Source organism: Candidatus Propionivibrio aalborgensis, from assembly GCF_900089945.1.
In the GTDB taxonomy this organism is placed as follows: domain Bacteria; phylum Pseudomonadota; class Gammaproteobacteria; order Burkholderiales; family Rhodocyclaceae; genus Propionivibrio; species Propionivibrio aalborgensis.
Genome location: NZ_FLQY01000301.1, coordinates 1 through 11746 on the forward strand (window position 1 = coordinate 1; position 11746 = coordinate 11746).

An 11746-nucleotide genomic window follows, 5' to 3' on the forward strand; every position below is an offset into this window, starting at 1 on the left:
GCAGCTTTAGCGTGGCACCCACTGCCAGGGTAGTCACGATCACCAAACCGATCGCGAGGAGACTGATCGGGCGAATATTAGCTTTGAAGTCGCTCCACGAAGTCAACAGCGCCGTCTGGTACAGGATGGGTGGCAGGACCACGACCAGAATCAACTGCGGATTGAATGGGAACTGCGGCAGCTTGGGCAGGAACCCCAGCAGGAGTCCGCCGACAACCAGCGCGATCGGGTACGGAAACTTGAAGTGCCGGGCCAGCCATCCCAGAGCGACCGAGCTGATCAGCAGCAATATGACGAGTTTGAGTAAGAGCATGGTTGTACGATGAACGATCTTCTTCTTGGTAAAAATTCTGGCCGGTACGAGCTTTGTGGACACTGCGTTCGAGGTCGACCGGCCTGCGGCGCGAGAATCATAGCCGAATACTGCTATCGCCGCGTGACCCGATGGTGCGGACCAACACCGATGCCGCCATGACCGGATGCTAGAATTGCCCTTCGTCGAAAGCGGAGTCTCATGGCATGAACTTCCCACCCCCCGCACATGAAGCCAAGATTGTCGCACCAGGCAATCTGGCGGCTCGGCTGTCGCAACTACCACGCCCGCTGGTTTTCACCAACGGTTGCTTCGACATCCTGCATCGCGGCCACGTTACGTTGCTTTCCCAGGCACGCGCGCTGGGTAAATCGATGCTGGTGGCCGTCAATTCGGATGCCTCGGTCAAGCGCTTGGGCAAGGGCGGTGACCGACCGGTCAACGTGCTGGCCGACCGGCTGGCAGTGATGGCTGCGCTGGAATGCGTTTCGCTGGTCACCTGGTTCGACGAAGATACCCCCATCGCTCGCATTCTCGAGTGCCGCCCCGATGTGCTGGTCAAAGGCGGCGACTGGCCGGTGGAAAAGATCGTCGGCAACCGGGAAGTAACCGGCTGGGGAGGCCGGGTGGTATCAATCCCGTTCATACATCAGAAATCGACGACGGCTTTGCTGGAGAAGATCCGCAGCCTGTGATCGCACGACGCTTGTCGAGACAGAAATCCGGGCAACACACCGAGCGGGCTCTGCGACAAAAGAAAGGCTCCCAACGGGAGCCTTCTTTAATCGGCGGTGTTTCAGATATGCTCGACCTGCAAATCGATGCTCTTTCCTCCCACGGTCACATGATAATTCCTGACCTGATTTGCGCCGAGCGGACTGGCTCCGAATGAGGCTGAAGGAGCCGACGTAGCTCTTGGGGCTGGGGCTTGGGCTTGGGCTGGTGCTGCAGCCGGCGGGGGAGCAGCAGCTGCCGGAGCAGCAACGACTTTGTTCGGGTCTTTCTTCGGCACTGAAACCTTGAAATCACCCTTGAGGAAATCGAGTCCTTTGTTGCCGCCCTTGGTGGCAAACGCGCCGACGATGAAGATGTTCTCATCGGTTACGGGCAGCTTGTTTTCTTCGAGGATCTTCTTCGCTTTCGGAATGCCGGGTTCGAGACCCTTGATCGGGTCGCCCGTGAACACCGGTTTCTTCATCTGTTCGGCAGCGATCTTGACGATCTCCGGGTCCGGTGCAACCGGCGTTTTGCCATAGTAACCGAGCACCATGTTGCCATAGCCATCGGTCATCTTCTTCCACGGCCCCATCATCACGTTGGCGTAGGCTTGCTGGAAGTAGAACTGTGAAACCGGTGTCACTGACGTAGCGAAGCCGCCGCGCGCGACGCATTCCGCCATGGCCTTGATCACTTGCGGAAATTTGTGGAAGGTCTTGTTCTCGCGCATCATCAGCGTATTGGCGGTGAGCGCGCCACCCGGCATCGGACTGAAAATTACATCGGTATCGATGCCAAGGGCTTCCGGCGGAAACTCGTAATCCTTCAAGCACTCCTTGGTGACGCTGTTGGCCTCCATGATCTTCTCGACGTCGATGTCGAGGTCATACTCTGTGCCCTTGAGCGCGTGCCACAGAGAAAACAGATCGGGCTGAGCAGTGCCGCCGCTGAGCGGTGCGCGGCCCACACAGACGCCGTCGCAGCCTCCTTCGATGGCAGCAATGTACTGGGCGATTCCGGTGCCACAGGTTTCATGCGTGTGCATGCGCAGTTCAACCTTGTCGCCGACCAGTTTGCGCGCGGCCTTGAATGTTTCATGAACCTTGCGCGGGTTGGACGTGCCGGAAGCATCCTTGAAACACACGCTGGAAAACGGGACGCCGGCATCGAGAATCTGGCGCAGGGTATCGACATAAAACTTGGCGTCATGGGCGCCCGAGCAACCGAGGGGCAGCTCCATCATGGCGACCACAACTTCGTGCTCAAGGCCGGCATCGGTAATGCATTGACCGGAATAGATGAGGTTGTTGACGTCGTTCAACGCGTCAAAGTTACGGATGCGCGTCATGCCGTGTTTCTTGAACATCTTGGCGTGCAGATCGATCATGTCGGCCGGCTGCTGTTCCAGTGCGACGACGTTGATTCCGCGCGCCAGAGTTTGCAGGCGGATATCCGGCCCAACAGCCTTGCGGAAGGTGTCCATCATGTCGAAGGCGGATTCTCCGCAGTACAGAAATGGCGTCTGGAACCGGGCGCCGCCACCTGCCTCGAAATGCGTGATGCCCGCCGCAACGCCCGCTTCAACTGCCGGGATGAAGTCCTTGGTAAATGCGCGGGCACCAAAGACGGATTGGAATCCGTCACGGAAACTGGTGTCTTGAAACAGGATTTTCTTGGTCATGACATACCTACCTTATTGGTCAAATGGTTCGACAGTAAACTTGCGCGCCATGCGAGCAAACAATTCGATTTCAGCCGCTCGGCTCACTACATCATTGACCATAGTGTTCCGGTCAACGCAATTCTAAGCTATTACATCTTAAAGGAAACCACTCGTCAAAATACCTGAACTGATCGAATGAACATCGACCAGCGCCCACTCCAGAATTGAGGGAAGCGCCATCGACGCCTTACAAACGCTGCTCCACCCAGGCGGCCACCGAAGCCAGCGCAGTTGGCAGTTTGCCCGGATCGTTACCGCCAGCCTGCGCCATGTCGGGCCGGCCGCCGCCCTTGCCACCCACCTGCCGGGCAACCATGTTGACCAGTTCGCCAGCCTTGACCCTGGCGGTCAGATCGGAGGTCACACCGGCGATCAGCGTTACCTTCCCGTCCACCGTCGAAGCCAGAACCACGGCAGCGCTCTTGAGCTTGTCGCGCAGTTTGTCCATCGTTTCGCGCAACGCGTTGATGTCCGCACCCTCCAGAGTCACCGCGAGCACCTTAGACCCCTTCACTTCTATCGCCTGGCCAACCAGATCATCGCCTTGCGCAGTCGCCAGTTTACTCTTCAGCGCCGACAACTCGCGTTCAAGGCGGCGAATCTGATCGAGCATCGCGTTGACACGCTCGGGAACCTCGCCGGGCTGTACCTTGAGCGTTCCGGCCACGCCACCCAGCGTGGTTTCCATACCCTGCATGTAGGCCAGGGCGTTGTCGCCGGTCACCGCTTCGACACGGCGCACGCCAGCGGCGACGCCGCCTTCGGCCGCGATGCTGAACAGCCCGATATCGCCCGTGCGCCGCACATGTGTGCCGCCGCACAATTCGCGCGACGAACCAATGTCGATGACGCGCACTTCGTCGCCGTACTTCTCGCCGAAGAGCATCACCGCTCCGAGCTTCTGTGCCTCGGCAATTGGCAGCACGCGGCATTGGCAATCGGCATTGTCCAGTATTTCAGCGTTGACGATGTTCTCGACGCGGCGGATTTCCGCGTCACTCATCGGCTGGTTGTGCACGAAGTCGAAGCGCGTCTTGTCCGGGTCGACCTGCGAACCTTTCTGCTGTACATGTTCCCCGAGCACTTCGCGCAGCGCCTTGTGCATGAGGTGGGTTGCCGAGTGATTGCGCATCGTGCGGCTGCGCGCCAGCAGATCAACCCTGGCGGTGACTGCATCGCCAACCTTCAGCGTTCCGGTCTTGAGCACGCCCTGATGGCCAAAGACGGTGGCCTGAATCTTCTGCGTATCATCGACGGCGAAAATCCCCTGCGTTGACTGAATGACGCCGCGGTCGCCGACCTGGCCGCCTGATTCGGCGTAGAACGGCGTTTCGTCGAGCACGACCACGCCGTGATCGCCTTCCTTCAATTCCCTGGCCGGGCTGCCTTCCTTGTAAAGCGCCAGTACCTTGCCCTTGAAATCAAGCGTGTCGTAACCGTGAAAGGTCGTCGACGGCCCTGCATATTCAAGCGTCGCCGCCATCTGGAATTTTCCGGCGGCGCGCGCCTGTTCCTTTTGTCGGTTCATTGCCCGCTCGAAACCTGCGCTATCAACGCTCACGCCGCGCTCGCGGCAGATGTCGGCGGTCAGGTCGAGCGGGAAGCCGAAAGTGTCGTGCAGCTTGAACGCCGTTTCTCCATTGAAAATCCCTTGGCCACCCATCGCCGCAAGTTCGCCTTCGAGAATCGCCATGCCGTGTTCGATGGTCGTGAAGAAGCGCTCCTCTTCCTGACGCAACACGTCGGTGATGCGCTTCTCGCCCGACACCAGTTCGGGGTACGCGCTGCCCATCTCGGCAACGAGATCCGGCACCATGCGATGGAAGAAGGCCGCCCGCGCACCGAGCTTGTAGCCATGGCGAATGGCGCGCCGGATAATGCGGCGCAGGACGTAGCCACGGCCCTCGTTGCCGGGGATGACGCCATCGGCGAGCAGGAATGAACACGCGCGAATGTGGTCGGCCAGTACGCGCAACGACGGGCTGTCCATTTTCTCGCCACTCGTCTCACGAGCGGCGGCCGCAATCAGGCTTTGGAAAAGGTCGATGTCGTAGTTGCTGTGCACGTGCTGCAACACGGCGGCGATACGCTCCAGCCCCATGCCGGTGTCAACCGAGGGTTTGGGCAGGAGATGCATGACGCCGTTCTCGTCGCGATTGAACTGCATGAAGACGTTATTCCAGATCTCGATGTAACGGTCGCCGTCTTCATCGGGCGATCCCGGCGGACCGCCTGGAATATGCTCGCCGTGGTCGTAGAAAATCTCTGTGCAGGGGCCGCAGGGGCCGGTGTCGCCCATCATCCAGAAGTTGTCCGAAGCGTAGCGCGCCCCCTTGTTGTCGCCGATGCGAACAATGCGCTCTGCCGGGATGCCGATCACCGTGTTCCAGATTTCGTAAGCCTCATCGTCCTCGGCATATACCGAGACCCACAATCGCTCCTTTGGCAGTTGGTAGACATCGACCAGCAATTCCCAGGCGTACTTGATGGCATCGAGCTTGAAGTAGTCGCCGAACGAGAAATTGCCGAGCATCTCGAAGAAGGTGTGATGGCGCGCGGTGTAGCCAACGTTTTCAAGATCGTTATGCTTGCCGCCGGCCCGAACGCACTTCTGCGAAGTTGTTGCGCGATCGTAGGGCCGCTTGTCGAAGCCCAGGAATACATCCTTGAACTGGTTCATCCCGGCATTGGTAAACAGCAGGGTCGGATCCTCATGCGGAACGAGCGAACTGGATGCCACGATCTGGTGGCCTTTGGACTCAAAGAACTTGAGAAATTTATCGCGTATTTCGGCGCTTTTCATCGGAAATTGTCCCTGAACGGGCAGGTTTCAAAGGGCTTCGATTTTAGCACCGATCGGGTGGGGGCAGACCGCGGGTTGCTGCTGGTGCTTGGTGGTGTAATGGGAGTCCCGACGTCGGCCAACGCACAGCGTCGGTTAATATTGGCGCCTCATCTCACCAACACCACACCATTCGGATGACTGAAAGTCAATTCTTGGCGGCGACGTGGACGCTCCTGTTCTGGCTGACCCAGCTTGCCTTCATGTCGCGTGCGCTTTTGCGGCGTCATAGGGACCCCGCGTCGAGGTTTGCATGGGCAGTCGTCATCGCCGTACTTCCGGTTCTTGGAATCCTGGCCTACCTTCTCCTGGGCGAAACCAACATCGGCCGTCGCCGCGTGTCCATTGTGCGCAAAGTTCTGGCGCAGCTACCTGATATGACCGCAGTTGCGGATTCCAGCGCAGAGACTATTCAACCAGACATTCCGACGAGCTACGCCCATCTCTTTCAGGTTGGGCACTCGGTGAATGGCTTTCAGCCGGTGGGAGGCAATCAGGCCCGACTGATGCCGGACTCCAACTCGACCATCGAATCCATGGTCGCTGATATCGATGCCGCCACAGAGCATGTCCACCTGATCTTCTACATCTGGCTTCCGGACAATAACGGGCTGAAGATCGTCGGGGCGCTCAAGCGGGCTGCGACACGCGGGGTCGCTTGTCGAGCAATGGCGGACGGTCTCGGATCCCGCACGATGATTGCCTCGAAGCACTGGCGCGATATGCGCGACGCTGGTGTCCGCGTCGCCACGGCGCTACCGATCGGCAACCCTTTACTGCGCATGTTGCGCGGGCGCATTGATCTGCGCAATCATCGAAAGATCGTGGTCATCGACAGCCGCATCACCTATTGCGGCAGCCAGAACTGTGCCGACCCCGAATTCCACGTCAAGGCAAAATACGCCCCGTGGGTTGATGCCATGATTCGTTTCGTCGGTCCGATTGCCTGGCAAAACCAGCATCTGTTCGTCAGTGACTGGATGGCACAGGTGGACGAAGACATCGTCGGCTATCTGCGGCAAGCACTGCCCCATGGCCAACCCGGACTCACGGCACAGGTCATCGGCACCGGGCCAACCGCCCGTTATTCCGCGATGCCGGAAGTGTTCGAATCCCTGATGTTTGCCGCCCGGCGGGAGCTCTTCATTACAACGCCCTATTACGTGCCTGACGAAGCGATGCAGGCCGCCCTGTGTGCGAGCGCCCGGCGCGGCGTTGCGACCACGGTCATATTCCCTGCGCGCAATGACTCATGGATCGTCGGAGCGGCAAGTCGAAGTTACTATGCCGACCTGCTCGCTGCCGGCGTCCGCATTTTCGAATACCAGGGCGGCCTGTTGCACACGAAGTCATTGACCCTGGATGGAGAGATCACCCTGATCGGCTCCGCCAACATGGATCGCCGCAGTTTCGAGCTGAATTACGAGAACAACATCCTGTTCCATGACCCGGTATTGACCGCCGAGCTGCGCCAGCGTCAAGACGCCTATCTGGCGAGATCCCACCCGATGACGTCCGAGATGGTGGCCAGATGGCCCATTGGCCGGCGACTGTTTAACAATACCGTCGCTATGCTTGGCCCGGTTTTGTAGGTGGGTGAAGTTTTTTTGCCTCGGCCGGCCTGGTTCGATCGCGCTACTCAACCGGCTCGATCTGCCACGATGACTTAGTTGCCCTTGCTGGCCGGTTGGTCCGGGGCCAGGTGCTCCCACAGGCATCCTGAATTCACTTGAGGCTCATTGCTCAGGCCTTGGCACGATCTGCCACAGACCAGGCATTCACCTTCGCAGCTTTCGGCAATAACGACGACGCGGAGTTCAGTGTCGACATTCCGCGGGCCATCCCAGTAACTGCATGTGGCGCAAACTTTAACTTCGGCTGGAACTATCAGTTTTTTGCTCATGATCAGTCGCTCGCAGAATTTGATTGCAATCAGAGTATTTCTATTCCCATTGGTTCCATTGAGGGATATTTTCAATCGATGGCTATAATTCTGTTTTTTTCAGCAATAAGGTTGGAAAACATGGATATCCAGCAGTACATGCACGATGTCGGCCGCCATGGGCGCGAGGCATCGCGTGCAATCGCCCGGGCCGACAGCAAGGTCAAGAACGAGGCCTTGCGCACCATCGCCGCCGCCATCCGGCGCGAATCCGCCGCGCTGATCGCCGCCAATCAGGACGATCTGGCGGCCGCACGTGCGGCTGGCCTGGACTCGGCCCTGCTGGACCGCCTGACACTCCCTGCGGAGGGGGTCAGCAACATGGCCGATGGCGTCGAGCAGATCGCCATGCTACCCGACCCGGTTGGCGAAATCAGTGATCTCAAATTCCGCCCGAGCGGCATTCAGGTCGGCAGGATGCGCGTCCCGCTTGGCGTCATCGGCATCATTTACGAGGCGCGCCCCAACGTTACGGCCGATGCCGCTGCGCTGTGCCTGAAATCGGGCAACGCCGCCATCCTGCGTGGCGGTTCCGAGGCCATTCGCAGCAATCGCGCCATCGCTGCGCTGGTGCAGGAGGGCCTGGCGGCGGCTGGGCTGCCGGCCAACACTGTGCAGGTGATCGATACCACCGACCGTGCTGCGGTCGGCTATCTGATCACGATGCGCGAATACGTCGATGTGATCGTGCCGCGTGGTGGCAAGGGACTGATTTCGCGCCTGCTTGCCGAGTCGCGAGTGCCGATGATCCAGCACCTGGACGGCAACTGCCATGTGTATATCGACGATGATGCCAATGCCGACATGGCGTTGCGAATCGTCGAGAATTCGAAGACGCAGCGCTACGGCACCTGCAACACCGCCGAGTCGCTGCTCGTCGCGCGCTCAGTCGCTGTCCGCCTGTTGCCGCCGATTGCCGCCATGCTGGCCGGCAAAGGCGTCGAGCTGCGCGGCTGCACCGAAACGCAGGCGCTGGTGAGCGATGCCAGAGCGGCGAGCGAGGAGGATTACGCCACTGAATTTCTGGCACCGATACTCTCGGTCAAGGTGGTTGCCGGCCTGGACGAGGCCATCGAGCACATCAATCGCTACGGATCGCATCACACCGAAACCATCGTCAGCGAGAACTACGGCCGGGCCATGCGTTTCCTGCGCGAGGTCGATTCTTCGTCAGTCATGGTCAACGCATCGACGCGTTTTGCCGACGGGTTCGAATACGGGCTGGGCGCCGAAATCGGCATCTCGACCGACAAGATCCACGCGCGCGGCCCGGTCGGCCTCGAAGGCTTGACCAGCCAGAAGTGGATCGTGCTCGGCAACGGACAGACTCGCGGTTGAAGGCAGGTGCGACACATGCGCCAGAATATCCCTGAGAGTTATCAGGCCATCGTTGCCGCACCCGGCTTCTGCCTCGGGATACGTTGCGATGATGCGGAGATTCACCGGATCGCTTTCCTCGAAGCAGGTCCGGAACTCGCGCCGACAAATGCACTTGCCATGGAAGCTGCACGTCAGTTGCGCGCCTTTCTGGCTGATGCCGACTTCAGGTTCAGTTTGCCATTGCGCGCATCCGGAACCGCCTTTCAGCGCCGCGTTTGGGAACAGATTGCTGCCATTCCGGGCCATCAGACACGCACCTACGGCGAGCTGGCCAAAGCCCTGCGCAACGCACCGCGGGCAGTTGGCCAGGCCTGCGGCGCCAACCCCTTCCCGCTGGTCGTCCCCTGCCATCGCGTCATCGCCACAGGTGGCGGACTGGGCGGATTTGCCCGGCAGCGCGGCGGGTTTCTGCTCGACGTAAAGCGCTGGTTGCTGGCGCATGAAGGTCACTGAAGTCAATCACGCGGATCGCGCAGAAATCGACGCTTTCTGCGATACCCTGTGGCTGGAGGATGGCCTGGCCAAGGCCTCGCTGTCCAGCTATCGCAGCGACCTCGTGCACTTGTCGAACTGGCTGAACGAACAGAAACTCGCTTCGCTCTGCGAGGTCGACGCGCTGGCCCTGATGAACTTCATTGCCGTGCTCTCGAAAACGCTGCGTGCCTCATCACAGGCGCGCTACATTTCGACCTTCCGGCGCTTTTACAGACACCTGCTGGCGCGCGGACGAATCAGCGCCGACCCGACGCTGAGGATCGCCATGCCGATCAAGCCATCGCGCTTGCCCATGGTCCTTTCCGAAGCGCAGGTTGAAGAGCTGCTGGCCGCACCGCAGACCAACACGACGCTTGGCCAGCGCGACCGCGCGATGCTCGAAACACTCTATGCCACGGGCTTGCGCGTATCGGAACTGGTCGGACTCAAAGTGCACGAAGTGAGCTTCGACATGGGCGTGGTTCGCGTTTTCGGCAAGGGCAGCAAGGAGCGCCTGGTCCCGCTTGGCGAAGTAGCCATCGACTGGATGCGTCGCTATCTGGCCGAAGCCCGCCCGGCACTGCTCGACAGGCGGCAGAGCAATGATCTCTTTGTGACGGCCCGCGGTGCGGCGATGACGCGGCAGGCGTTCTGGCAAATGATCAAGCGCTACGCCGAGCGGGCCGGAATGGATCCCGGTCGGCTTTCGCCGCATGTCATGCGCCACGCATTTGCCACGCATCTGCTCAATCACGGTGCCGACTTGCGGGTCGTGCAACTGCTTCTCGGCCATTCGGATATCTCGACCACCCAGATTTACACGCACATTGCCCGCGAACGGCTGAAATCGTTGCACGCAGCCCATCATCCGCGCGGCTAGCAATCTGGACGAGCGGCGATGTAGCCGAAACGACCAGCTTGTCATACACTGCCAGGCATGGAACCTCGCCACAACAAGCGATTGACCATCCCATTGCTCGTCACCCTGCTGCTGCTTTCATTGTGGGTGACTGGTAGCGTGTGGTTGTTCTCGGAAAGGCAAAGGGTCATTGAAGCGCGCGAAACCGATCTCGCCACGCTGACCATCGCCGTCGAGGAGCAAACGCTTCGGCTTTTCGAGCTCACCGAGATATCCGTTCAGTCGATAGCCAACTGGGTTGAAGCACACCCGAAGGCTCATCCGGCGCAAACCCCGTCATTCAACAAACTCGTTTCCGAATTGCGCCGGGTTGCAAACGGTGCGCTTGATTTCAGGATCATCGACGCTATTGACGGAAAGAAGGCTGCGGCGGCTTCTCAACCGATGACGAAAGCGGCGAATGCAGTGACGAATGACCGGGCCATTTGCATGCAATCGGGCCCACCGACACGTGGATTGCAGATTGGTGACCCGGTGCGCAGCCCAGTGAACAATCAGTGGGTCGTACCGGTGACCTTGCCCCTGCCCAGAGCGGACGGGACCTTGTCCATCGTTTGCGCCATTCTGGAGCTGGACTGGGTTACCCAGCGTTTCGAGTTGCAGCGGGTCAAACCGAACGGCTCGATCACGATCATCAAGGACAACGGGGTTACCTTGTTCCGCTCGCCAACGATCGAGGGATCAATCGGCAGATCCTTTGCCGGCAGCCCTGAGTTCACTGACCATCTGAATACCCCCGGCCGTGGTCAATATCGCATCAAAGGCGCCTTCGACGGTGTGAGCCGTCTGATCAGTCACGCCCACCTCGCCCGCTATCCGTTGATCATCGCCGTGACGGCGAGCATCGACGACGCGCTGCTGGCCTGGCGCACCGAGCTGATCAAGAGCATCGCATTCATCCTGTTCATCACTGTTGCGGCCGTACTGGCAACCCGGCGCTACCTTTACATCGACAACGAGTCACGAACGCGCCTGTTCAAAAGCGAGCGCCGGTTTCGCTCGCTCTTGGAACGCGCGCCGGATCCCACCTGGATCGTCGATGGCAGTCGCATCGTTGAATGCAATGACGCCGCCATTGAAGTGCTTGGCTACTCCAGTCGCGAAGATCTGTTGAAGCTTCACCCATCAAAGCTCTCACCACCCAATCAACCCGACGGTGAAAACTCCAGGGCCAAGGCCCGACGCATGACGGCGATCGCCAAGAAACAGGGGTTGCATCGTTTCGAGTGGATTCTCAGCAAGGCCGACGCTTCGGAATTTGTTGCCGAGATGACGTTCTCCGTCGTCGACATTGAGGACAGGGAGAACATCTACTGTGTCTGTCGCGACATTACCGAGCGCAAGCGCGTTGAGAGTCTGGCGGAAAGGGAGCGTGTCCGTCTGCGGACAATCCTGGAAACCGCCAGCGACGGCATCCACATTCTGGATAGCGAAGG

9 protein-coding genes are annotated in these 11746 nt (G+C 59.6%); 6 read left to right on the top strand and 3 right to left on the bottom strand.

Translation table 11 applies throughout. The annotated features are described in order from the left end of the window. Positions 1 to 313: cation:proton antiporter domain-containing protein (locus tag PROAA_RS13350; protein WP_186411815.1), on the bottom strand; the 313-nt coding region annotated here is incomplete at its 3' end. Positions 314 to 519: 206 nt separating this feature from the next. On the opposite strand from PROAA_RS13350, the gene rfaE2 reads away from it, so the two are divergent. Next, positions 520 to 1008: a D-glycero-beta-D-manno-heptose 1-phosphate adenylyltransferase gene (gene rfaE2 / locus PROAA_RS13355; RefSeq protein ID WP_186411816.1), complete on the top strand. Its 489-nt coding sequence runs from the start codon at positions 520 to 522 to the stop codon at positions 1006 to 1008. Positions 1009 to 1109: 101 nt separating this feature from the next. On the opposite strand, the gene PROAA_RS13360 is transcribed toward rfaE2, so the two are convergent. Together PROAA_RS13360 and alaS are read right to left on the bottom strand one after the other, a co-directional pair. Next, the gene (locus PROAA_RS13360) at positions 1110 to 2711 is read right to left on the bottom strand and encodes a biotin attachment protein (protein ID WP_186411817.1); all 1602 of its coding nucleotides are present in this window, start codon (positions 2709 to 2711) and stop codon (positions 1110 to 1112) included. A 229-nt stretch (positions 2712 to 2940) separates the two neighbouring features. Continuing rightward, positions 2941 to 5556, bottom strand: a complete 2616-nt coding sequence (gene alaS, locus PROAA_RS13365) for an alanine--tRNA ligase (protein ID WP_186411818.1) — start codon at positions 5554 to 5556, stop codon at positions 2941 to 2943. A gap of 176 nt (positions 5557 to 5732) precedes the next feature. Between alaS and cls the strand changes: the two genes are divergently transcribed. From cls to PROAA_RS13390, 5 genes are all read left to right on the top strand, one after another. Continuing rightward, a complete protein-coding gene (gene cls, locus PROAA_RS13370) occupies positions 5733 to 7187 on the top strand; it encodes a cardiolipin synthase (RefSeq protein ID WP_186411819.1) in 1455 nt (484 codons plus the stop codon). Positions 7188 to 7618: 431 nt separating this feature from the next. Next, the gene (locus tag PROAA_RS13375) at positions 7619 to 8875 is read left to right on the top strand and encodes a glutamate-5-semialdehyde dehydrogenase (protein ID WP_186411820.1); all 1257 of its coding nucleotides are present in this window, start codon (positions 7619 to 7621) and stop codon (positions 8873 to 8875) included. Positions 8876 to 8890: 15 nt separating this feature from the next. Continuing rightward, positions 8891 to 9370 carry a methylated-DNA--[protein]-cysteine S-methyltransferase gene (locus tag PROAA_RS13380; RefSeq protein ID WP_186411821.1) on the top strand — a complete coding sequence of 160 codons (480 nt, stop codon included), beginning with the start codon at positions 8891 to 8893 and terminating at the stop codon, positions 9368 to 9370. Next, entirely contained in the window at positions 9357 to 10271 is a 915-nt protein-coding gene (xerD, locus tag PROAA_RS13385; protein ID WP_186411822.1) for a site-specific tyrosine recombinase XerD, read from the top strand. The genes PROAA_RS13380 and xerD overlap by 14 nt, the downstream gene beginning before the upstream one ends. Before the next feature lie 57 nt (positions 10272 to 10328). Next, a partial coding sequence (locus tag PROAA_RS13390; protein ID WP_186411823.1) for a PAS domain S-box protein occupies positions 10329 to 11746 on the top strand: 1418 nt, incomplete at its 3' end.

Coding starts and splice junctions, on each gene's coding strand:
- cls (WP_186411819.1), top strand. CDS start 5,733: ATGACTGAAAGTCAATTCTTGGCGGCGACGTGGACGCTCCTGTTCTGG.
- PROAA_RS13360 (WP_186411817.1), bottom strand. CDS start 2,711: ATGACCAAGAAAATCCTGTTTCAAGACACCAGTTTCCGTGACGGATTC.
- PROAA_RS13380 (WP_186411821.1), top strand. CDS start 8,891: ATGCGCCAGAATATCCCTGAGAGTTATCAGGCCATCGTTGCCGCACCC.
- PROAA_RS13375 (WP_186411820.1), top strand. CDS start 7,619: ATGGATATCCAGCAGTACATGCACGATGTCGGCCGCCATGGGCGCGAG.
- alaS (WP_186411818.1), bottom strand. CDS start 5,556: ATGAAAAGCGCCGAAATACGCGATAAATTTCTCAAGTTCTTTGAGTCC.
- xerD (WP_186411822.1), top strand. CDS start 9,357: ATGAAGGTCACTGAAGTCAATCACGCGGATCGCGCAGAAATCGACGCT.
- rfaE2 (WP_186411816.1), top strand. CDS start 520: ATGAACTTCCCACCCCCCGCACATGAAGCCAAGATTGTCGCACCAGGC.